The 20,758-nt window shown below is 65.2% G+C and carries 20 protein-coding genes; 12 read left to right on the top strand and 8 right to left on the bottom strand.

Translation table 11 applies throughout. The features are described 5' to 3' along the window. Nucleotides 1-29: 29 nt before the first annotated feature. Together RTQ46_RS12420 and sodC are read right to left on the bottom strand one after the other, a co-directional pair. On the bottom strand, nucleotides 30-566 hold the full coding sequence (locus RTQ46_RS12420; protein WP_312436955.1) for an ankyrin repeat domain-containing protein: 537 nt from the start codon (nucleotides 564-566) through the stop codon (nucleotides 30-32). A 92-nt stretch (nucleotides 567-658) separates the two neighbouring features. Next, nucleotides 659-1,171: a superoxide dismutase [Cu-Zn] SodC gene (gene sodC, locus RTQ46_RS12415; protein WP_312436954.1), complete on the bottom strand. Its 513-nt coding sequence runs from the start codon at nucleotides 1,169-1,171 to the stop codon at nucleotides 659-661. A 227-nt stretch (nucleotides 1,172-1,398) separates the two neighbouring features. Between sodC and RTQ46_RS12410 the strand changes: the two genes are divergently transcribed. The 4 genes from RTQ46_RS12410 to RTQ46_RS12395 all read left to right on the top strand — a co-directional run bounded on the left by RTQ46_RS12410 (nucleotide 1,399) and on the right by RTQ46_RS12395 (nucleotide 4,837). Beyond that, nucleotides 1,399-2,865, top strand: coding sequence for an iron-containing redox enzyme family protein (locus RTQ46_RS12410; RefSeq protein ID WP_312436952.1), 1,467 nt, complete (start codon nucleotides 1,399-1,401; stop codon nucleotides 2,863-2,865). A gap of 256 nt (nucleotides 2,866-3,121) precedes the next feature. Beyond that, a complete protein-coding gene (locus RTQ46_RS12405; RefSeq protein WP_312436950.1) occupies nucleotides 3,122-3,796 on the top strand; it encodes a CsgG/HfaB family protein in 675 nt (224 codons plus the stop codon). A 10-nt stretch (nucleotides 3,797-3,806) separates the two neighbouring features. Continuing rightward, nucleotides 3,807-4,178 carry a DUF4810 domain-containing protein gene (locus RTQ46_RS12400; protein WP_312436948.1) on the top strand — a complete coding sequence of 124 codons (372 nt, stop codon included), beginning with the start codon at nucleotides 3,807-3,809 and terminating at the stop codon, nucleotides 4,176-4,178. After that, entirely contained in the window at nucleotides 4,175-4,837 is a 663-nt protein-coding gene (locus tag RTQ46_RS12395) for a DUF799 domain-containing protein (RefSeq protein ID WP_312436947.1), read from the top strand. Before RTQ46_RS12400 ends, RTQ46_RS12395 begins: the two co-directional genes overlap by 4 nt. A gap of 247 nt (nucleotides 4,838-5,084) precedes the next feature. Here RTQ46_RS12395 and RTQ46_RS12390 read toward each other — a convergent pair whose 3' ends face one another. Next, nucleotides 5,085-6,056: an AraC family transcriptional regulator gene (locus tag RTQ46_RS12390; protein ID WP_409518325.1), complete on the bottom strand. Its 972-nt coding sequence runs from the start codon at nucleotides 6,054-6,056 to the stop codon at nucleotides 5,085-5,087. 98 nt (nucleotides 6,057-6,154) lie between these two features. Between RTQ46_RS12390 and RTQ46_RS12385 the strand changes: the two genes are divergently transcribed. Then, nucleotides 6,155-7,408, top strand: a complete 1,254-nt coding sequence (locus RTQ46_RS12385) for an MFS transporter (protein WP_312436945.1) — start codon at nucleotides 6,155-6,157, stop codon at nucleotides 7,406-7,408. A 459-nt stretch (nucleotides 7,409-7,867) separates the two neighbouring features. Here the strand turns inward: RTQ46_RS12385 and RTQ46_RS12380 are convergent, their stop codons facing one another. Further along, nucleotides 7,868-8,686, bottom strand: a complete 819-nt coding sequence (locus RTQ46_RS12380) for a sugar phosphate isomerase/epimerase family protein (RefSeq protein ID WP_312436944.1) — start codon at nucleotides 8,684-8,686, stop codon at nucleotides 7,868-7,870. A gap of 88 nt (nucleotides 8,687-8,774) precedes the next feature. Next, a complete protein-coding gene (locus RTQ46_RS12375; RefSeq protein ID WP_312436942.1) occupies nucleotides 8,775-9,191 on the bottom strand; it encodes a hypothetical protein in 417 nt (138 codons plus the stop codon). Between the two features lie 151 nt (nucleotides 9,192-9,342). Between RTQ46_RS12375 and RTQ46_RS12370 the strand changes: the two genes are divergently transcribed. Further along, nucleotides 9,343-9,912, top strand: coding sequence for a TMEM175 family protein (locus RTQ46_RS12370; RefSeq protein WP_409518326.1), 570 nt, complete (start codon nucleotides 9,343-9,345; stop codon nucleotides 9,910-9,912). Nucleotides 9,913-9,934: 22 nt separating this feature from the next. Then, complete coding sequence (locus RTQ46_RS12365) at nucleotides 9,935-10,201, top strand: UBP-type zinc finger domain-containing protein (RefSeq protein WP_312436939.1); 267 nt, start codon at nucleotides 9,935-9,937, stop codon at nucleotides 10,199-10,201. A gap of 141 nt (nucleotides 10,202-10,342) precedes the next feature. On the opposite strand, the gene RTQ46_RS12360 is transcribed toward RTQ46_RS12365, so the two are convergent. The 3 genes from RTQ46_RS12360 to RTQ46_RS12350 all read right to left on the bottom strand — a co-directional run bounded on the left by RTQ46_RS12360 (nucleotide 10,343) and on the right by RTQ46_RS12350 (nucleotide 12,636). Next, the gene (locus tag RTQ46_RS12360) at nucleotides 10,343-10,879 is read right to left on the bottom strand and encodes a DNA starvation/stationary phase protection protein (protein ID WP_312436937.1); all 537 of its coding nucleotides are present in this window, start codon (nucleotides 10,877-10,879) and stop codon (nucleotides 10,343-10,345) included. 55 nt (nucleotides 10,880-10,934) lie between these two features. Continuing rightward, nucleotides 10,935-11,909 carry an MBL fold metallo-hydrolase gene (locus RTQ46_RS12355; RefSeq protein ID WP_409518324.1) on the bottom strand — a complete coding sequence of 325 codons (975 nt, stop codon included), beginning with the start codon at nucleotides 11,907-11,909 and terminating at the stop codon, nucleotides 10,935-10,937. 97 nt (nucleotides 11,910-12,006) lie between these two features. After that, complete coding sequence (locus RTQ46_RS12350) at nucleotides 12,007-12,636, bottom strand: response regulator transcription factor (RefSeq protein WP_312436935.1); 630 nt, start codon at nucleotides 12,634-12,636, stop codon at nucleotides 12,007-12,009. A gap of 245 nt (nucleotides 12,637-12,881) precedes the next feature. Between RTQ46_RS12350 and RTQ46_RS12345 the strand changes: the two genes are divergently transcribed. From RTQ46_RS12345 to RTQ46_RS12325, 5 genes are all read left to right on the top strand, one after another. After that, a complete protein-coding gene (locus RTQ46_RS12345) occupies nucleotides 12,882-15,632 on the top strand; it encodes an EAL domain-containing protein (RefSeq protein WP_312436933.1) in 2,751 nt (916 codons plus the stop codon). After that, entirely contained in the window at nucleotides 15,629-17,974 is a 2,346-nt protein-coding gene (locus RTQ46_RS12340; RefSeq protein WP_312436932.1) for an FdhF/YdeP family oxidoreductase, read from the top strand. The genes RTQ46_RS12345 and RTQ46_RS12340 overlap by 4 nt, the downstream gene beginning before the upstream one ends. 112 nt (nucleotides 17,975-18,086) lie before the next feature. Further along, nucleotides 18,087-19,550, top strand: coding sequence for an ATP-binding protein (locus tag RTQ46_RS12335; protein WP_312436930.1), 1,464 nt, complete (start codon nucleotides 18,087-18,089; stop codon nucleotides 19,548-19,550). Next, the gene (locus tag RTQ46_RS12330) at nucleotides 19,547-20,194 is read left to right on the top strand and encodes a response regulator transcription factor (RefSeq protein WP_312436928.1); all 648 of its coding nucleotides are present in this window, start codon (nucleotides 19,547-19,549) and stop codon (nucleotides 20,192-20,194) included. Before RTQ46_RS12335 ends, RTQ46_RS12330 begins: the two co-directional genes overlap by 4 nt. 175 nt (nucleotides 20,195-20,369) lie before the next feature. Beyond that, on the top strand, nucleotides 20,370-20,753 hold the full coding sequence (locus tag RTQ46_RS12325) for a response regulator (protein ID WP_312436926.1): 384 nt from the start codon (nucleotides 20,370-20,372) through the stop codon (nucleotides 20,751-20,753). Nucleotides 20,754-20,758: the final 5 nt, after the last annotated feature.

Below are 20,758 nucleotides of genomic sequence, written 5' to 3'. Positions count from 1 at the left end.
ACTGACGACCCCGCACACCAAATTATTGGTCAGGCCTGCTGGCCCAGTGCGGTCAGGTGCGCCAGCGTATCGGCCGCATTCATCATCTTGGCCAGCGAGACGGCCGTCATGCCGCGGCTGTCGATGGCGTCGATCCTGGCGCCCTTGGCCAGCAGCAGTTCCAGGATGGCCTGGCGGTTGAACATGGCGGCCATCATCAGCGGCGTCTTGCCGTCGGGGCTGGCGCCTTCGACGTTGGCGCCATGCTGGAGCAGCAGTTCGGCGATCTCCAGATAGCCCTTGTAGGCCACGCCGGCCAGCGGCGTCTGGCCCTGATCATTGGCGACATTGGGGTCGGCGCCTGCTTCGAGCAGGATGCGCGAGGTGCCCAGGTGGCCGTGGTAGGTGGCCAGCATGATCAGGCTGTCGCCCTTTTCATTGCGGAAGTTGACCGGCACGCCCTTGGCGACCAGCGCAGTCAATTGTTCGGTATCGCCTTCGCGCACCAGGTTGAACAGGCCGCGGATGAATTCGAGCGTGTCGGCGTCCATCGCCGGTTTGCTGGTGCTCTGTGGTTCGGTATGCATATCGTTCTTTCTGTCGATTTGTGTGAAGGTGCGCGGTTTTCAGGGGTGCTGGCTGCGGCGCAGCGAGTCTGCCCGCGCCGCAGCCAGATCGTTTATTTCACCACGCCGCACGCCATGCGCGCGCCGCCGCCGCCGAGTTTTTCCGGGTGGTCGCTGTGGTTGTCGCCACCGACGTGCACCATCAGCGCGTGGCCCTTGAATTCGCTCGCCTTGATGCGCGGCGCCAGCACTGGATAGGTGGCGGTGCCGTCGGCCGCGACGTAAATGGCGGGCAGGTCGCCCTTGTGGCCGGCATCGTCATACGGGCCCTTGTGCGCGGCGGTTTTCGCCGGATCCCAGTGGCCGCCCGCCGCACCTGCCGGCGTCGGCTTGCCATCAGTCATGTTCGAGTCGCACGATGGTTTTTCATGCAGGTGGAAGCCGTGCGTGCCGGCCGGCAGTCCCTTCAGGTCAGGCGTCAGCAGGGCGCCATACTTGGTATCGGAGATGCTGACCGTGCCTGCCGCCTGTTCAACGCCGTTCGGTCCCACGAACGATAATTCCACTGTCTGCGCGTGCGCCAGTTGCGCACCGAGCAGCAAGGCAGCCGTGAACAAGATTTTCATGTGATTCTCCCGAGGTTGATGGTGGAATGGAATGCAGGTGCTTTTGTTATTGTCGCATCTTGCAGAAAATCGCTGCGTTCGGCACGCGTGCCTTGTAAGTCTTGTCCGACGACAAGACGCGAAGCGTACTGATGTGCGCTGTGGCATTACTTCCCGATAATGGTGAAATACCGGCCGACCCCGACTCCCGAAGTCCGGCGAGGCCTCACCTCTTTCAGGATACGTCCATGTCCAACTTGCTTTCCGCAGTACCGAAGAATCTTTACGAAGACCAGGTTGCTCCTGTGCCCAACGCGCGCGACATGTACGACACCCTGAGCGCGCCGGCCAATGCGGCCATGGCGCGGGCCGCCGCGCGCAACTATCTGCAGCAGCAACTGCTGGCAGCGGAACAACTGCCCGATGATCTGCCCGAGCGGCCGGAAGACCTGCTGAACTGGTCGCGCACCAGCGCCGAACGGGTAGGCGAGCAATACCAGGCCTACCTGGCCGAACGCAAGGCTGGCGCGCCGCGCCGCTTTTTCACCACCAAGGCGCATGCACTGTATTTCCTGCGCGCCGCCGCGCCGACCAAGCTGGTCGACGGTTCCTGGCTGTACAGCGCGCTGCAGCAATGGCAGCACCAGCGCTACCGCGCGCTGATCCAGATCTACCTGGAAGAGCTGGGCGATGGCGTCGAAGAAAAAAACCATGTGGTGCTGTACCAGAAACTGCTGGCCAGCCACGGTTGCGACGACTGGCAGGATCTCGACGACCGCCATTTCGTGCAGGGCGCGATCCAGCTGGCGCTGGCGCACGACAATGGCAGTTTCCTGCCCGAAATTATCGGCTTCAACCTGGGCTATGAACAGTTGCCGCTGCACCTCTTGATCACGTCCTACGAACTCAACGAGCTGGGCATCGACCCGTACTACTTTACTTTGCATGTTACGGTCGACAACGGTTCCAGCGGCCATGCGCGCAAGGCCACCGACGCGGTGGTGCAGCTGATGCCGCGCTTCGGCGACGCGCAGGCCTTCTATCGCCGCGTGCGCAATGGCTTCCGTCTCAACGACCTGGGCGCCGGCACCAACGACATCATCAAGGGTTTTGATCTGCAACAGGAACTGGTACGCATCCTGTGCGAAAAAAGCGTGGCCGGCAAGAACATGCATTCCGACTACTGCCGCATCGGCGGCAAGACCATCAACGACTGGCTCAGCGACAAGAGCCAGGTGCCGGCGCTGCTGGAAAAGCTGGAAAGCACGGGCTGGATCCAGCGCGGCGCGCCGGTCGAGGACAGCCGCTTCTGGCGCCTGATCCAGAGCGAACGCGCGGAAATGTTCGGCGTCTTCAGCAGCTACGAGCAGCAGGTGCTGCGCGACTGGATCGAGTCGCCGCTGGAAGAGACGGGCATCCCTGCGCCGCGCATCATGACGCACCGCGCCGCCATGCGCTCGATCGAGACCCTGGCCGAAGCCCAGCCACGCCAGGTACGCGCCGGCGTGCGCGGCGTGTTCCGCCGCCACCTTGGGCTGCAGCAGCCGGAAGAGCAGAACTTCGACCTGGACTTGCGCGCGCTGGAACAGAAAGTGGCGGAGCAGGGCAGCAAGGGTTCGGCGATGGACATGCTGATACCGCTGATGTCGCCCGCCCATCACCATAGCGCGGCCGGGCTGATGGCGACGCGGCTGTACAAGCAGTTGCTGGCCTGATCTTGCCCTTCCAGACTTGATTGTGCGCTGCCGTCCGGTGGCGATTCAAGCCGATATCGCGTTGCGATATCGGCTTTTATTTTGCACCCATGATGGCACGCAGTGGTTTCCGCGCCTGGATCAAGTCCTTCCAGGGCGCTGTGACTTTTGGAGAGAATTGCGAGAGTGGTAATAAATTATAATTGCATTAAGGAAAGTAACTTGCAAAAAATCACTATGCAAGCGCGTCCTTGATCACTCCTCTCTTAAGGGCATCATGACTAAAACTACACCTGGCGTACTGCTGCTCGCGACGCTGATCGGCGCATCGCTGGCAGGCTGCGCTACCGAGACATCGCAAGCCCTGGCCGTCCCTGCCGTCGCAAGCGCAGCGCGTCCCTATGTCGGACAACGGACCTTGATCGCCGTCGGCAAATTCGACAACCGCTCCAGCTTCATGCGCGGCATTTTCTCCGATGGCGTCGATCGTCTGGGCAGCCAGTCGAAGACCATCCTGATCTCGCACCTGCAAGGCACCAACCGCTTTAACGTGCTCGACCGCGACAATATGGCGGAAATCAAGCAGGAATCGGAATACAAGAAACAGGCGCAGAACATCAAGGGCGCCGATTTTGTCATCACCGGCGACGTGACCGAGTTTGGCCGCAAGGAAGTGGGCGACCAGCAGTTATTCGGCATCATGGGCCGTGGCAAGACGCAGGTGGCCTATGCCAAGGTCTCGCTGAACGTCGTCAATATCGCCACCTCGGAAGTCGTGTATTCGGCCCAGGGCGCTGGCGAATACAGCCTGTCGAATCGTGAAGTGCTGGGTTTTGGCGGTACCGCCAGCTATGACGCCACGCTGAATGGCAAGGTGCTGGACCTGGCCATGCGCGAAGCTGTCGAGCGCCTGGTGGCGGGCGTGGAAGCCGGCGCACTGCGCAAACAATAAAAGGCACGCCATGAAAACGACAATGATGAAAAAGGGTGGCGTCGCGCTGGCACTGGCCATGAGCGCCATGCTGACCGGTTGCGCCACCGCGCCGAAAACCCTGTATCAATGGGATGGCTACCAGCCGCAGGTATACCAGTACCTGAAAGGCGAAAGCCCGGAGCAGCAGATTGCAGAGATGGAAAAATCGCTGGCGTTGATCAGCGCCAAGGGCAACAGTGTGCCACCAGGCTTCCATGCTCACCTGGGCATGCTGTATTCGATTACCGGCAAGCCGGACCAGGTCGCAACGCAGTTCGAGGACGAGAAAAAACTGTTCCCGGAATCGAGTGCGTACATGGACTTCCTGCTCGGCAAACTGAAAAAAGGTGAGAAATTATGATGTCGCGCTTGAAAAAAGTCGCTCTGTTGCTGGCCCCTGCGGTGCTGATGGTGGGCTGTGCCACCAAGGCCCCATCATATGACTACACCGCGTTCAAGGCTGCCAAGCCGCGTTCGATCGTGGTCTTGCCGCCGCTGAACAACTCGCCGGAAGTCAACGCCGGCAACAGCGTCTACGCGCAGGTATCGTATCCGCTGGCCGAAGCTGGCTACTACGTGCTGCCGGTGGCCGTGGTGGGCGAGACATTCAAGCAGAACGGCCTGACCAATGCGGCCGATATCCATGGCGTCGACGTCAGGAAACTCAACGAGATCTTTGGCGCCGATGCTGGCCTGTATATCACCATCAGCAAATACGGTTCGACCTATACCGTGATCGACAGCGTGGCGGTGGTCTCGGTCACGGCCAAGCTGGTCGACCTGAAGACCGGCACCCTGCTGTGGGAAGGCGCCGCCAGCGCTTCCAACAACGAGGGCGGCAACAACGGTGGTGGCGGCCTGATCGGCGCACTGGTGGCCGCTGCCGTCAAGCAGATCATCAACAGCACCACCGATGCGGCGCATCCGGTGGCGGGCGTGGCCAATGCACGTTTGCTGTCGGCAGGCATGACCAATGGCCTGCTGTATGGTCCGCGTTCGGTCAAATATCAGGTGCAGTAACAGCGCGCAATACGGGCAAGGCCAGGGATGCGTGTGCATCTCTGCCTTGCGCTCGCTGGCAACGTCAGCATGGCGCCGGCATCCCGCCAACCCGTATCTGCTTGCGCCTGCTCTTTCCTTCCTCCCGCTTTTTGGAAGTGGACACCTCAGATGAATTCCTTGAAGCGATCGCAGCATGATCGTGTTTGGCAAGCAGTAATGGCTTGCCGCCAAGGGCAAGGAGGTCGGCGATGTTCTCCTGCCTGCATCATGTTCCTGTCACGCTCTCCACGCGCCGGGTCGCCCCCGGCGTCTGGCTGGTAACCCGCTTGTACGCGCGGCTGAACGCGGCCTGCGAGGCATAGCCCAGGCGCTGCGCGACGGTGTCGACCGGCAGCTTGCCCTGGCTCAGCCACTGCCTGGCCAGGTGCATGCGCAGCTCCGTCGCATAGCGCAGCGGGGGCGTGCCGATGGTGGCCTGGAAGCGTTCCGCGAACACCGAGCGCGAGCTGTGGCATTCGGCAGCCAGTTCCTCCACCGTCCAGTTGCGGCCGGGCTGCCGGTGCAGCGCCAGGATGGCGCGGGCCAGGCGCGGATCGCGCAAGGCCGCGACCAGGCCCGAGGCATTGTCGCAACCGCATTCCACCCAGCCGCGCACGATCATGGCCGCTGCCACTTCGGCGAGGCGGGCGAGAATGCCGGCAAAGCCGACGCGCCCCGAACACACTTCGCTTTTCATCGACGCCAGGATCGGCATCAATCCCGGATAGCGCTGTCCCAGGACATCGGCCACCATCACCTCGGACATCAACGGCCCCAGCCCCTGCATGCCGCCCAGATCGAATTCCATGCAGCCGTAAAACAGGATGGTGCCCGGCGTTACGTCGAGGCTGGGGCAGGCATCCACGGCGTCGACCTTGTCGCCCAGCGGCGCTGCCTGATAGCTGTCGATGCCGGCCACCGGCATGTCCTGGTCGGACAGCAGCTGATGCGCGCCGCCGTGCGGCATGAACACGGCATTGCCTGCGCTCAGCTCGTGCAGTGCGCCGTCGCTGGTGCGCAAGATGGCCGTGCCGACCGCCAGGAAGTGAAAATAGGCGTGGCCAGGCCTGGCGTCGAAGCCCAGGCCGAAGCGCGGTCCGGCCTGGACACGCCGGTATTGCACGCCGCGCAGGCGCATGCCGGTCAGCAGCGCGCTGATCAGCTCGGAGGACAAGGCAAACACCGCTGCTTCATTCATGTCAGGGGTTTCAGTCAAAAAAGGACGGGTTTCCATCATAGACCCTCCGGTTTGCGGCGTCTACAGTAACGTCTTGTCGAAACTTTGAGGAACCTGGAATGAGCGATTCTATTTGTAACGCGTCTTTGACCGTCAACCCGGCCAGCGCTGCGGACGCCGGACCGGCCGCGCCGGCTTGGATGGCGGTGTTCTCGCTGGCAATGGGCGTCTTCGGTTTGCTGACGGCGGAGTATTTGCCAGCCAGCCTGCTGACGCCGATGGCGCAGGAAATGCGGGTGTCGGAAGCGCTGGCCGGGCAGGCCGTGACGATGACGGCCGTGGTGGCGCTGTTTGCCGGCCTGCTGGTGCCGCGCCTGACGCGGCGCTTCGACCGGCGCCTGGTGCTGCTGGCGTTTTCCACGCTGATGATCGCCTCGAACCTGCTGGTGGCGTTGTCGTCGAGCCTGGGCGTCTTGCTGGCCATGCGCATGTTGCTCGGCATCGCACTCGGCGGTTTCTGGAGCATGGCGGCAGCGGTGGCGATGCGCCTGGTGCCAGCGGCGCTGCTGCCGCGCGCGCTGTCCATCATCTTCAGCGGCATCGCCATAGGCACCGTGGTGGCGGTGCCGCTAGGCAGCTATCTGGGCGGCCTGTACGGCTGGCGCAGCGCGTTTTTTGCCGCCAGCGCGATCGGCGGCGTCACGCTGCTGTTCCAGTGGCTGACGCTGCCGCAACTGCCGCCGCGCACGGCAAGCCGGCATGGCACGGTGTGGAGCTTGCTGGCCCGCCCTGGCATTGCAGTGGGCATGCTCGGCTGCGTGCTGGTGCACAGCGGCCACTTCGCACTGTTTACCTACATCCGGCCATTTCTTGAAACCACGGCCCATGTTGGCGCCGATACGCTGGCGCTGATGCTGCTGGGATTCGGCCTGGCCAACTTCGCCGGCACGCTGCTGGCAGGGCGGCTGCTCGAACGCAGCCTGCGCCTGACGCTGGTGCTGATGCCGGCACTGGTGGGCGTGGCGGCACTGGCGCTGGTGCTGGTGCCAGCCACCTTGACGGGGTTGTCGGTACTGCTGGCGATCTGGGGGCTGGCGTTCGGCGGCGTGCCCGTCGCCTGGTCGAACTGGGTGGCGCGCGCCATTCCGGACCAGGCGGAAAGCGCCGGCGGAATGGTGGTGGCGTCGGTGCAATCGGCGATTGCGGCGGGTGCGGCCGCCGGCGGCGCCATGTTCAGCGTCAGCGGCATCGCCGGCGTGTTCATGGCCGCTGGCGTGCTGATGCTGCTGGCGGCATTGCTGATCGCGCTGCGCGTCAAGGTGCCCGCCGGGCAGGCCGGTGCGAACGCGGGGGCGGTATTGCATCACGGTTAGGGTTGCTGATGGTTGCGTGAAAGGTGACCCTGATTCGTTCGATGTCGGCATCGATAACGGCCCGGTGGTCGGCGCACCGGCTCGCTTGCCGGCTGATTGATCCTGGGTCCAGGTGCTGTATCGCGCCACCACCGGAACGGGTGTGGCAGGCCATGGCGTCGTCGCGGGCGGCCAGGTTTGTCAGCAATCCGCGCGGTTTCCTGGCGCAATTATCGGCAGGCCGGCAAGCGCGCCGATAAGCGCCCGCCGGCCACGCCGCCAGTCCGTCTATCCTGCACGCCGCAAAAATGCAGGCTCTCCTGCCTCTGGTAGCCCTGCGCATGGATCAGCTTGTCCGCGCTCCTGTCGCTGCCGGGCACCAGCGGGCCGACACCTTCCCGTCGCCAATCTTGCGCTCGGGCGCGGGCTCGGCCGCGTTCTTCTCTTTCTTCTTGCTGCAACCCGGCGCCAGCATGGAAATTATTGGTTTTGCAAGGCGCACACGCGCCGCAGCGCCGCCATCGCTTCCTGCGCCACTTCCGCCGGGTCGCGCGCGTGCAGCGCGTCATTGAATACTTCCAGCCCGATCGGTCCGGCATAGCCGATTGCCGAGAGCCGCTGCAGCAGGCTGGCCAGCGGAAAATGGCCGTCGCCGGGCAGCAGGCGGCGGTGGCGCGCGGCCGTCTTCAACCCGGCCTTGCTGACCTGCCGATCGAGGTCGGACAGCTGCACCAGGAATATGCGCTCCGCAGGGATACCGTCGAGGTCGCTCGCATTGCGACCCAGCGCGAAAATATGAAATGCATCGATCACCAGGCCCAGATTGGCTTGATTGGCCAGCTGCACGCAGCGCCAGGCGGCCGGCGTGGTGTGATTGACCGTACTCCAGGCCATCGCTTCATACGCGATGCGCAAGCCGCGCGTGGCAGCCTGCTGCGCCAGCCAGGCCAGGTCGTCGACGATCCGCGCGGCATCGCAATCCGGGTCGGTCGACGCGGGCGCCAGCACGCTGGTGGCGCCAACCTGCACCGCCAGGTCGAGCATCTGCAGCGCTTCCTGGCGCTTGGCGCTGCGGCGCGCGCCCGGTGCGCCGTCGAAGTCGAGCAGCACCTGGAAGTCGGCCAGCCCGAGATCGGCCTGTGCCAGAGCGTGCAGCACGCCCGGGGCGCCGCCGGGATGCGCGTCGAGATCCTGGCGCCACAGCTCGACCTGGTCGAAGCCGGCGCTGCCTGCCGCGGCGATTTTTTCAGCGGTGCTGCCGCCCAGCAGGATCGTATTGAGAAAAAGGGGATTGTTCAACGCGCTCGTCCTTGCGATGCCGATACAGACAACGATTGTATCGGCAAGCGTGCAGTTGGACGTGCACTGTTCGATGGCAGGCGAGGCGCTACGCCTTGCCCGGCGCCGCAATCGAACTGAGCAGCTTCCTGACCGCGCCATGCGCCATCACGATTTCCGGCGCGTCATGCAGCAGCGCGTTGTATTTGGCCTGAAATGCCTTGTCGCCGTCTTCCGACGGACCGATCAGCGCTTCGAGCGCGCGGCGGTAGGTGAGGGCGACGGCCGGCGTGACCGGTTCCGGTTCATCGAGGCGCTCGTCCATCTGCGCCATCAGGCCCGACAATTTTTGCAGCCAGGCGAAATGCGGGTGGTTGGTGACCAGCTGCAGCAGTTCCAGCGGGCTGCCGACGGCGCCGAAGTACTGCGTCTCGATCTCGATCAGGTGCTTGTGCAGGTCGCGCAGGGCGCGCGCCAGGGCGATCAGGCGGGCGCGTTCGGCCAGGTCGTTGTCTTGAGAGGGCATGCGTGGCTCCATGGTTGGCGATGTCTCAGTGTAGCGGGGATTGGACAGGTTTGTGCCTGTCTTTGGGCCAGGAAAATCATGCGCACTGGTCTTCTGGCAGGCGCGAGCCATGCGCCGGCAGGCTAGCATGGTGCATTTTCTCCCCTACATCATGAACAAGAGCCGCCTGGAAGCATTTACCGATGGCGTGATCGCCATCGCGATCACCATCATGGTGCTGGCGCTGAAGGTGCCAAGCGGGCCGCACTGGCGCGAGGTGCTGGAGATGGCGCCGGTGCTGTATGCCTACCTGCTCAGTTTTGTGTATGTCGGCATCTACTGGGTCAATCACCATCATGTGCTGCAGCTGACGCGCCAGGTTACCGGCCGCAACCTGTGGGCCAACCTGCACCTGCTGTTCTGGCTGTCGCTGGTGCCGCTGGTCACCGCCTGGGCCGGCAACTATCCGCTGACCTCGGCGCCGATGACCTTGTATGGCGTGGTGCTGCTGATGTGCGCGGTGGCTTTTCGCATGCTGGTACGCTCGCAGGTAGCCAGCGAAGGACCCGATTCGCCGCTGGCGCAGGCGCTGGGCCACAGCCGCAAGAAGGAACTGTCGATCGCGCTGTACCTGGCGGCGATCGGCCTGTCGCTGTGGTATGCGCCGGCCGGCGCCGCCATCTACGTGGCCGTGGCGGTCTTGTGGCTGATTCCGCAGCGCCGGAAGGAAACATCCGAATGAACCACTTTTAAGGGAGCACAGCATGACGCAAGGTTGCCAGCATCTCAACGATATCCACACGTGCGACGCCAATTCGGCCGGCTGCGAAGAATGCCTGAAAATGGGCGATGAATGGGTCCACCTGCGCGTGTGCATGGTGTGCGGCCATGTCGGCTGCTGCGACGATTCGAAAAACAAGCACGCCACCAAACATTTTCACGCCACCAAACACCCGATCATCCGCTCGAAGGAGCCGGGCGAGACGTGGGGCTGGTGCTATGTCGACGAACTGTTCTACGATCCGATCTGATTGGAGCGGTGTTGTCGGCTTACGCCGGGGGGGCTGACCCGACCTGCACACATGGCATGCTGTTCAATTGGCAGGTCGGATCAGCGAGGCGATGCCCCGCGTCATCCGACAATATTGTTGACGCTGACGGCAGTGCCGAATTTATTGCGCCTTGCCGCTTTGCGCCGCCAGGTGTTCGCCGATAAACCAGCTTTGCAGCTCATTGCTGCGCACCACCTGGCTGACGATCAGGTCATTGCTGCCGTCGTCGCCCATCTCGGCGGCCGCGCGCGCCAGCGGACGCGCTTCGAGCAGGATCGTTTCATGCGCGTCCAGCAGGCGCGACAGCTGGGCCAGGGCGGACTCGCGGCCGCGCGGGGCGCGCGCGATCGACGATTCGTCGACCACGTCCTGCGCCAGCGCGAAGGTCACGCCGCCCAGGGTCTGCACGCGTTCGGCGATGGCGTCCATGATCAGCACCTGTTCGCCGTAGTGCTTGTCGAACAGCAGGTGCAGCTGGTGAAAGGTGGCGCCGGACGTCTGCCAGTGCGCTTTTTTATAGGCGTCGCGGATCGCCATGGTATGGGCCAGCAGGCGGTTCAGCGCATGCACGCCCTGGGCGCGCACTTCGGCCGACAGGCCGATGCGCACGTTGGCGAGGGAGCCGAAGTCTTGCAGGATAGTTGGTGAGGTGCTCATGATGTGCTTTCAAGGTGAGTGAAAATGCGGGCCGCGATGGCCCGTGCCAAAAAGATCAGGGTGCCGGCGGCATGCCGTCATAGTTCACCGGCAGCCATGCGTAGCGCTTGCCGTCCTGGCGCAGGTGGCCCAGGCCCGGGAAGGCGATATGCGCGGCGCCGACGATCACGTGTTCGCCGCTCAGTTTTTTCAGCAGGGCCGCGCGCGTGGTGCGCGCCACGTCCTGCGCGCTGTCGTACTGCACCGTCGCTTCCGGATGCTGCATCTGCAGCGCGGCCATGTGGACGATGTCGCCCCACACCAGCAACTGCTGGCTGCCGCTTTTCACCATGTACATGGCGTGGCCCGGCGTATGGCCGGGCGCCGGCATGGCGGTAATGCCGGGCGTGATTTCGCCGTAGCTGGCGTAGGGGCTGAAGCGGTTGGCGGCGATATACGGCGCGGTGGACGAGACGGCGGCGTCGTAGAAGGTAGCGAGAAAGGCCGGGCCCTTGGCCTTGCTGGCCGGGTCGAGCCAGTAATCGGCTTCCTGCTGCGACAATCGCACCACCGCGTGCGGGAAGGCCGGCTTGCCGTCGGTGACGATGCCGCCCGCATGGTCCTTGTGCAGATGCGTCAGCAGCACTTCGTCGACCTGTTCCGGCTGGTAGCCGGCCGCGCGCAGGTTCGCCAGCAGGCGGCCGCAGCAGTCGCCATACAGCACGCCGGCGCCCGCGTCGATCAGGATCAGCTTCTTGCCCGTGTTGACCAGGAAGGCGTTGATCGAGCCCTGCACGGGCGCCGTGAGGTCGGCGTTCGCCAGATCCGTGGCGATCTGCCTGGGCGTAATGCCGCGCATCACGGTGTCGATCGGAAACGCGTGCGTGCCGTCGGACAGCGCGGTGACTTCGAACTCGCCCAGCATCATGCGGTACCAGCCAGGCGCCTGCGTGTGCTGTTGCGGCGCGGCGGCATGCACGCTGGCGGCGGACATGGCCAGCGGCAGTGCCATGGCGCAGGCCAGGGCCAGTGTCGAAATACGTGTTTTCATGGAGGACTTTCGGTAGTGTCGAGGTTGAGTGCCATGCTAGCGGCTGCCTGCTGGCATGGCGACTGTCTAAAGGTCAGGCCAGGCGCTGGTGCCATTCCTAGGCCAGCTGCACGATGCCGCGCCGGCTGGCCACCATCACCGCTTCGGTGCGGCTGACGGCATCGAGCTTGGCGAGGATATTATTGATATGGAACTTGACGGTGCCGACACCAATGCCGGCCACGCGCGCGATCAGCTTGTTGCTCATGCCGGTCGCCAGGTGGGCCAGGATTTCATGCTCGCGCGTCGACAAATCGCTGCCGTGCACGCGGCCCGCCAGCTTGGCCGACAGCCCTGGCGCCAGGTATTTTCTGCCTTCCAGTACGCTGGCGATGCAGGCGAGCAGTTCGGCAAACGGCGCGTTTTTCAGCAGATAGCCGCTGGCGCCGGCCTGCATCGCGCGGTGCACCACTTCATCGCCTTCGTGCGCACTGAGGATGACGATGCGCGCATCGGGATGCTGGCGGCGGATGCGCAGCGTCGCCTCCACCCCATCGCAGCCTGGCATGCTCATGTCCATCAGCAGCACGGCGGGGCGCAGGCGGGCATACAGTTCGACCGCCTGGGCGCCATCCTCGGCCTGCCCCAGCAGCATGAAGCTGCCCTCGGACTGCAACAGCGAGGCCATGCCGGCGCGGATCAGTGGATGGTCGTCGGCGATAACGATGGTGGTGCGGGCTGCTTGCATGATGGACTCCTGTGGTGCCGGTTGTGATGACTCATTGTGCGAAACGCGCGCCGCCTTGCCTAGTCATACGTGGGTATAAGGTGGCGCCGCAAACGCCTGCCGCGCAGGGCGTGGCCCGCGCCGACCCTAAACCTTGGTATGAGTGGCGCTACCCAAGGTCTGATTTTCTTCCGCTTGCGAGCTGCCTATAGTGGCCGTCACTGGCAGGCGAATGTGCCTGGCATGACCACTATCGTGAGGGGAAAATGATGCCGATTGATCTGTTGCAGCGCTTGCCGCGTCCGCGCCGCCGGGGCGCCGAATGGCTGGTGCTGGCCGGGGTGCTGCTGATGAGCGCGCTGATGGTGGGCTACTTTATCTGGACCGAGCGGCGCCTCCTGATCGCCTCCGATATCGAGCGCATGCGCATGCAGACCCTGATCATCGACGAGAACCTGCAGCACCAGTTCGAAGGGGTGCGCAATGCCCTCGACAGCGCGCGCCGCGCGTTCCACCCGACCAACGCCTGCAATGGCGAATGCCGCCGGGTCCTGCTGCAATCATTGAAGCGCGCCATGCCGGGCGTGCGGGCGCTGGTGGTGGTCGACCGGCGCGGCCATATCCTGTTGTCCGACGACGACCTGCGCGATGCGCGCCTCGACGACCGCCAGTACACCCGCCAGGTGGCCAGCATGCAGTCGCCCGATACCCTGTATCTGTCGCAGCCGTATGAAAATACGCCCGGCGTATTCAATATCAAGCTGTCGCTGGCGCTGACCGACCGTGAAGGCAACCACGGCGGCGCCGTCAGCGCGATTCTCAACCCCGAATATTTCGACGCCGTGATGCGCTCGGCCCTGTATGCGCCGGACATGAACAGCGCGATTACCGAAGACAGCGGCCGGCGCATCCTGTATGTGCCGGCCGACCCGGCCGCCATGCGTGCGCGCGGCGCGCCGGACCCGCTGTTCGCGCAGCACCAGCGAAGCAGGCGCATGCTGACCGTGCTGGAAGGGGCGGCGGCCGGTGGCGAACGGCGCCTGGTGGTCCAGCGCACCATGCAGCTGCAGGGACTGGGGCTGGACAAGACGCTGGTGATCAGCCTGTCGCGCTCGACCGCGCAGATCGAGGCGGGCTGGCACAGCCTGGCCTGGACCAGCGCGCTGGCCTGGCTGCTGACGGGCGTGATCGGCGCGGTGGGCCTGCTGCTGGCGCAGCGGCGCCGCCTGGCGCTGGAAGAACTGGCGCAGGCGCGCAACGAGGAGCGGGCGGCGGCGGCCGACCGGGTCGAGCTGGCCTTGAACGGCGCCAACCTGGGCCTGTGGGAATGGCAGATGACGAACGATGTGCGCACCATCGACGCCAGGTCCGCCGCCATGCTCGGCTACGCGCCCGGCGAACTGGCCCTCGACCATGGCGAATGGCGCGTGCTGGTGCATCCCGAGGACGAAGAACTGCTGCAGCGCGCGCTGGCGCTGCATCTGCAGGACCGCAGCCGGCCGTACGAAGCCGAGTACCGCATGCGTCACCGCAACGGCCACTGGGTCTGGCTGCAAAGCCGCGGCAAGGTGGTCGAGCGCAGCAGCGATGGCACGGCGCTGCGCATGGTCGGCACGCGCATGGATATCAGCGCGCGCAAGCTGGCCGAAGCGGAAATCGCCCACCTGGCGTTTTATGACGGCCTGACCGGCCTGCCGAACCGGCGTTTGCTGCTCGACCGCCTGGGCCACGCGATCACGCGCGGCGAACGGGGCGGCTGCCATGGCGCGGTGCTGTTCGTCGACCTCGACAACTTCAAGCAGCTGAACGACACCATGGGCCACGACATGGGCGACCGCCTGCTGGAAATGGTGGCGTTCCGGCTGCAGCAGGTGATGCGCGACAGCGACACGGTGGCGCGCCTCGGCGGCGACGAATTCGTGATCCTGCTCGATGACGTGGGCGGCTCGCCGGCGCAGGCGGCCAGCCACGCCGAAATCGTCGCCAATAAAATCGTGCAGGCGCTGGGACTGCCGTATCCGCTCGACGGCCATGAGCTGCGCAGCACGCCCAGCATCGGCATCGTGCTGTTCGGCGAAGGCCACCACACCATCAATGACCTGCTGCGCCAGGCCGACATGGCGATGTACGAAGCCAAGGCGGCCGGCCGCAACACGTTCCGCTTTTTCGACCCGCGCATGCAGGCCGCGCTGGACGCCTCGGCGTCGCTGGAGCAGGACCTGCGCTCGGCGCTGGCGCAGCGCGAACTGCTGCTGTACTACCAGCCAGTGGTCGACGCGCATGGCGCCATGACGGGCGTGGAAGCACTGCTGCGCTGGCAGCATCCACGGCGCGGCATGGTGGCGCCGGGCGACTTTATCGCGCAGGCGGAAAAAGCGGGCCTGATCGGCGAGATCGGCGACTGGGTGCTGGAGACAGCCTGCCAGCAACTGGTGACCTGGTCCACGGCGGCGGACAAGCGCGCGCTGACGATCGCCGTCAATGTCAGCGCGCGCCAGTTCCGCCAGCCCGCATTTGCCGAGCGCGTGCTGCAGATCATTGCGCGCAGCGGCGCCGACCCGCACCTGCTCAAGCTGGAGCTGACCGAAAGCATGCTGCTGACCGATGTCGACGACGTGATCGGCAAGATGACCTTGCTCAAGTCGCGCGGCGTGGGCTTTTCACTCGATGATTTCGGCACCGGTTATTCCTCGCTCAGCTATCTGAAGCGCCTGCCGATCGACCAGTTGAAGATCGACCGCTCTTTCGTGCACGATATGCTGCATACGCCGCACGCCTCGACCATCGTGCGCACCATCGTCAGCCTGGCCCACAGCATGGGCCTGCAGGTGGTGGCCGAAGGGGTGGAAAGCCGCGAACAGTGGGACAGCCTGCGTCTGATCGGCTGCGCCGGCCTGCAGGGCTATCTGTTCGGCCGCGCGGTGCCGGTGCAGGAGCTGTTCCAGCTGGCGCCGCCCATCGCGTCGCCATCCGTTGCGTTACCATTGCTGTGTCCAACCGAAGAGGCCGTTTCATGAGCAGTCAGCCCAAACCGGGCGGCAAGATCGCCCCGTATACCCACGCCGCCGCCGGCTGGGACGCGCTGCGCCATGTGGCGCAGGGCATGCTGCGCGAACGGGTGCCGCCGGCCGGCTACCGTGCCTTGCTCAGGCAAAACCAGCCGGACGGCTTCGACTGCCCCGGCTGCGCCTGGCCCGACCGCGCCCATTCCTCGACCTTTGAATTTTGCGAGAACGGCGCCAAGGCGGTGGCGGCCGAGGCGACGTCGCGGCGCGTTGCCAGCGACTTTTTTGCGCGCCATACGGTCACCGAACTGCTGCATCAGTCCGATTTCGAGCTGGAGCAGCACGGCCGGCTGACCCTGCCGATGCGCTACGACGCGGCCAGCGACCATTACGTGCCCATTTCATGGGACGCTGCGTTCGAACTGGTCGCATGCGAGTTGAACCTGCTCGATGAGCCGGACCAGGCGGCGTTTTATACTTCGGGCCGCGCCAGCAATGAAGCGGCCTATCTGTACCAGCTGTTTGCGCGCGCCTACGGCACCAATAACTTTCCGGACTGCTCGAACATGTGCCATGAAGCGACCAGCCGCGGGCTGCCGCCGGTGGTCGGCGCCGGCAAGGGCACGGTCACGCTGGACGACTTCGAACACGCCGACGCGATTTTCATCTTCGGCCAGAACCCGGCCACCAACCATCCGCGCATGCTGGGCGAATTGCGCGCGTGCGCCAAACGGGGCGCCACCATCGTCTCGATCAATCCGCTGCGCGAGCGTGGGCTGCAGCGCTTTGCCGACCCGCAGGCGATCGGCGAAATGCTGACCGGCGGCAGCACGAAGATCGCCTCGCTGTTCGTCCAGCCGCGCCTGGGCGGCGATTTTGCGCTGCTCAAGGGCGTGGCCAAGCGCCTGCTGGAACTGGATGACGCAGCGGCCCTGAACGGCGCGCACCGGCTGCTCGACCTCGATTTCATCGCCGCGCACACGGCGTTTTTCGAAGGTTTTGCTGCCGACCTGCGCGCCGAATCGTGGCCGCTGCTGGTGCAGGAGTCGGGCGTGCCGCAGGCGCAGATCGCGCAGCTGGCCGATATCTACGCCGCCAGCGAGCGCGTGATCGCCACCTGGGGCATGGGCATCACCCAGCACAAGCATGCGGTGGCCACCATTCAGATGCTGGCCAATCTGATGCTGATGCGCGGCAATATCGGCCGGCCAGGCGCCGGCCTGTGCCCCGTGCGCGGGCACTCGAACGTGCAGGGCGACCGCACGGTGGGCATCGAGGAGCAGCCCACCGCAGCGTTCCTCGACCGGCTGCAGCAGGTGTACGGTTTCGAACCGCCGCGCCATCACGGGCACGATGTGGTGGCGACGATCGCCGCCATGGAGCAGGGCAAGGTCAAGGTGTTTATCGGCCTGGGCGGCAATTTTGCCGTTGCCACGCCGGACACGCCGCGCACCTTTGCGGCCTTGCGCTCGTGCGCGCTGACGGTGCAGGTGATCACCAAGCTCAATCGCAGCGCGCTGGTGCATGGGCAGGCTGCGCTGATCCTGCCGACTCTGGGCCGCACGGAAATCGACCTGCAGCAGGGCGTGGCGCAGGGGGTGACGGTGGAGGATTCCATGAGCATGGTGCATGTCTCCTACGGGCGCAATGCGCCGGCCTCGAAGGCGCTGCTGTCGGAAGTGGCGATCGTCTCGCGCATGGCCGAAGCGACATTGGGCAGCGGCACCGGCCAGGGCCGTCACGGCCTGGCGTGGCCCGCGTGGCGCAACGACTACAGCCTGATCCGCGACGAGATCGAAAAGGTGTTCGACGATTTCCACGACTATAACCGGCGCATCGCGGTGCCGGGCGGCTTTCACCTGACCGTGGCGCCGCGCCACCGCACCTGGCATACGGCCAGCGGCAAGGCGCAGTTTGCCGTGCATGCGGTGCCGCGCGACACGCCGATTTCGCGGGCCCGCGCGCGCCATGGCGAGCGGCTGCTGGTGATGATGACGACGCGCTCGCACGACCAGTACAACACCACCATCTATGCCCACGACGACCGCTACCGGGGCGTGTTCGGCCTGCGCCGCGTGATCTTCATCCACGCCGACGATATCGCCATGCTGGGCATGCAGGCCGGCGACTGGGTCGACGTGCGCAGCGTCTGGGACGACGGGGTGGAGCGGCGCGCGGACGGCTTCATGCTGGTCGCCTACGATATCCCGCGCGGCTGCGTGGCGGCGTATTACCCCGAGACCAATGCGCTGGTGCCTTTGGCCAGCGTGGCCGACGGCGCCGGCACGCCGACCTCGAAATCGATCCCCGTGCTGTTGTTTCCTGGCCGGATGCCGGCCGGAGGCGGGCGCTGACATCATTATTTGAGGTCCTGGCAGGTAAAAACTATACTTTCGTATAGCGCCCTTATCTTTATTGCCATATTACAATGCTGATGAAGAAAATAATGGCTTAGAAAGGTCAGGCATGGTACGCATCCCGGGCAGTCCCTTACTCTCCCTCCTGCTCGTCGGCGTGACGCTGCTGATCTTTGCCGTTGATGCGTTTACCGAGCTCGATGTGGCCATCGCCGTGATGTACGTGGTGGTGGTGCTGCTGTCGGCCAGCATCTGGGGCCGCCGCGGCGTGATCCTGACCACGGTGCTGTGCATGGGGCTGACCCTGCTGGCCTATGGCCTGATCCACGTATCGATCTTTTCCGGTCCCGCCTCGGGACGCCTGATGGTCAGCCTGGCGGCGATCGGCATCACCGCCTTCCTGGCGCTGACGGGACAGGCCGCCACCGAAGACCTGCTGGCGCGCAAGGAAGCGCTGCGCCGCAGCGAAGCGTTTTTGGCCGGCACCCAGCGCATCAGCAAGACCGGCAGCTTCAGCTTCACGGCGCCCGAAGCGCGCATGTATTGGTCGGACGAAGCGGCGCGCATCTACGGCTACCCCACCTGCCAGAAGCCGACCGTCGAGATGCTGCTCGAACGCACGCTGCCTGACGACCGGCCGCTGGTGCGCGCCGCCATCGACCAGGTCATGCGCTGCGAGGGCGAACTCGATGTGCATCATCGTTTGCAGATGCCCGATGGCCAGGTAAAGTATGTGCATGTGCTGGCCCAGCCGACCTACGACCAGGCAGGCCGCTGCGAATACCTGGGCGCGCTGATGGACGTGACGGCCTCGGTGCTGGCCGAACAGGCGCTGCACCAGTCGCAGGTACAGCTGGCGCACGTGACGCGCGTGACCATGCTGGGCGAGCTGGCCGCCTCGATCGCGCATGAGGTCAACCAGCCCTTGGCGGCGATTGCCACCAACGGCGAAGCGAGCCTGCGCTGGCTGAACCGCCCGCAGCCGAACCTCGACGAAGCCTGCGCCGCGATCGGCAGCCTGCTCGAAGCGAGCCGGCGCGCCACCGAAGTAATCCAGCGCATCCGCGCGCTGGCGCGGCGCAGCGACCCGCATCACCTGCCGCTGGACTTCAACGCGGTGGCCGAAGAAGCGGCCGGCCTGGTGCGGCGCGAGCTGGGCAGCCACTCGGTCAGCCTGCGCCTGGAGCTGGCGCCGGGCCTGCCGCAGGTCTGCGGCGACAAGGTGCAGCTGCTGCAGGTGCTGATCAACCTGCTGATGAACGCGATGCAGGCCATGCAGGGCTGCGCGCCTGGCGAAGCGTCGCTGCTGCTGCGCACCGCGCAGGACGACAAGGGCGGCGTGGCCTGCCATATCGCCGATACGGGTCCCGGCATCGCCGTGGAAGACCTGCCGCACCTGTTCGAAGCGTTTTTCAGCACCAAGGCCGACGGCATGGGCATGGGGCTGCCGATCTGCCGCTCGATCATCGAGACGCATGGCGGGCGCATCTGGGCGCGCAGCACGCCGGGGCAGGGCGCCACGCTGTCGCTGGCGCTGCCAGCGGCCGCCGACGCAATGACGGAGTGCGCATGAGCGGCGCGGCCATGGCGGCGGCGCCGGAAGGGCTGGTGCATATCGTCGACGACGATGCGCTGCTGCGCGGCGCCATCTCCAGTTTGCTGCGCTCGGTGGGCCTGCAGGTCGCCGATTACGCCTCGGTGGCCCAGTTCCTGGCCCAGCCGCGCCCGGAAGTGGTCAGCTGCCTGCTGCTCGACGTGCGCCTGCAGGGCCTGTCCGGCCTCGACTTCCAGGCCGAACTCAATCGCGACGGCGTGCACCTGCCGGTAATCTTCATGACGGGCCACGGCGATATCCCGATGTCGGTGCGCGCGATGAAGGCCGGCGCGCTCGATTTCCTGGCCAAACCGTTCCGCGACCAGGACCTGCTCGACGCCGTCAACCTGGCGCTGGCCACCGACCGCGAACGGCGCGCGCGCGAACAGGCGGCGCAGGGCCTGCACGACTGCTACGCCAGCCTGACCCCGCGCGAACGCGAAATCATGGCGCTGGCCGCCAGTGGCCTGATGAACAAGCAGATCGCGGGCGACCTGGGCACCAGCGAAATCACCGTCAAGATCCACCGCGGCAACGCCATGCGCAAGATGCAGGCACGCACCTTTGCCGACCTGGTGCGCATGGCGGAGGCGCTGGGGATCGATACCGCCAGGCGCAAGTAATGCCATTAAACCCAACGGCAAGGACTGGGGTCGGACCCTGAGGGTCCGACCCCGGCATTTCGCCGTTGGGGTGAAAGCGACATGCCGCGCGCATCCGCAGCCCTATACCCTTGTATGATTTCGCGCTGGCGTCCCGCCCTGTACAGTTCTCCCATACGTTACCAGGGAGTTTGCAGTGACCGAGTCCGATCCATCCAGTTTTCACATCGCCATCGTCGATGACCACGAGTCCGTGCGCAGCGCGCTGGGCAGCCTGCTGCGCTCGTACGGCTACCAGACCAGCAGCTTCGATTCCGCCGAAAGCCTGCTGGCCGGCGCCGCGCCGGACGCCTATCAATGCATCATCAGCGACCTGCAGATGCCCGGCATGAGCGGTATCGACCTGCTGGAGCAGTTGCGCCGGCAGGGCAGCACCACGCCGCTGATCATGCTGACGGCGTTTGCCGAGCCGGCGATACGCCAGCGCGCGCTGCAGTCGGGCGCCTCATGCTTCCTCAGCAAGCCGTTTCAATCGAACGACCTGGTGCGCTGCATCCGCCAGGCCTGCCAAGACCTGTAACGCCG

Origin of the sequence: Janthinobacterium sp., from assembly GCF_031995485.1 — a bacterium.
Classification (GTDB): Bacteria; Pseudomonadota; Gammaproteobacteria; order Burkholderiales; family Burkholderiaceae_D; genus Janthinobacterium.
Note: the sequence above shows the minus strand (reverse complement) of the source record. Positions and strands in the feature narration are given on the sequence as shown.

Excerpts from the sequence above, each read along its gene's own strand:
- RTQ46_RS12420 (WP_312436955.1), bottom strand. The coding sequence starts at position 566 with ATGCATACCGAACCACAGAGCACCAGCAAACCGGCGATGGACGCCGAC.
- sodC (WP_312436954.1), bottom strand. The coding sequence starts at position 1,171 with ATGAAAATCTTGTTCACGGCTGCCTTGCTGCTCGGTGCGCAACTGGCG.
- RTQ46_RS12410 (WP_312436952.1), top strand. The coding sequence starts at position 1,399 with ATGTCCAACTTGCTTTCCGCAGTACCGAAGAATCTTTACGAAGACCAG.
- RTQ46_RS12405 (WP_312436950.1), top strand. The coding sequence starts at position 3,122 with ATGACTAAAACTACACCTGGCGTACTGCTGCTCGCGACGCTGATCGGC.
- RTQ46_RS12400 (WP_312436948.1), top strand. The coding sequence starts at position 3,807 with ATGAAAACGACAATGATGAAAAAGGGTGGCGTCGCGCTGGCACTGGCC.
- RTQ46_RS12395 (WP_312436947.1), top strand. The coding sequence starts at position 4,175 with ATGATGTCGCGCTTGAAAAAAGTCGCTCTGTTGCTGGCCCCTGCGGTG.
- RTQ46_RS12390 (WP_409518325.1), bottom strand. The coding sequence starts at position 6,056 with ATGAATGAAGCAGCGGTGTTTGCCTTGTCCTCCGAGCTGATCAGCGCG.
- RTQ46_RS12385 (WP_312436945.1), top strand. The coding sequence starts at position 6,155 with ATGAGCGATTCTATTTGTAACGCGTCTTTGACCGTCAACCCGGCCAGC.
- RTQ46_RS12375 (WP_312436942.1), bottom strand. The coding sequence starts at position 9,191 with ATGCCCTCTCAAGACAACGACCTGGCCGAACGCGCCCGCCTGATCGCC.
- RTQ46_RS12370 (WP_409518326.1), top strand. The coding sequence starts at position 9,343 with ATGAACAAGAGCCGCCTGGAAGCATTTACCGATGGCGTGATCGCCATC.
- RTQ46_RS12365 (WP_312436939.1), top strand. The coding sequence starts at position 9,935 with ATGACGCAAGGTTGCCAGCATCTCAACGATATCCACACGTGCGACGCC.
- RTQ46_RS12360 (WP_312436937.1), bottom strand. The coding sequence starts at position 10,879 with ATGAGCACCTCACCAACTATCCTGCAAGACTTCGGCTCCCTCGCCAAC.
- RTQ46_RS12355 (WP_409518324.1), bottom strand. The coding sequence starts at position 11,909 with ATGAAAACACGTATTTCGACACTGGCCCTGGCCTGCGCCATGGCACTG.
- RTQ46_RS12350 (WP_312436935.1), bottom strand. The coding sequence starts at position 12,636 with ATGCAAGCAGCCCGCACCACCATCGTTATCGCCGACGACCATCCACTG.
- RTQ46_RS12345 (WP_312436933.1), top strand. The coding sequence starts at position 12,882 with ATGATGCCGATTGATCTGTTGCAGCGCTTGCCGCGTCCGCGCCGCCGG.
- RTQ46_RS12340 (WP_312436932.1), top strand. The coding sequence starts at position 15,629 with ATGAGCAGTCAGCCCAAACCGGGCGGCAAGATCGCCCCGTATACCCAC.
- RTQ46_RS12335 (WP_312436930.1), top strand. The coding sequence starts at position 18,087 with ATGGTACGCATCCCGGGCAGTCCCTTACTCTCCCTCCTGCTCGTCGGC.
- RTQ46_RS12330 (WP_312436928.1), top strand. The coding sequence starts at position 19,547 with ATGAGCGGCGCGGCCATGGCGGCGGCGCCGGAAGGGCTGGTGCATATC.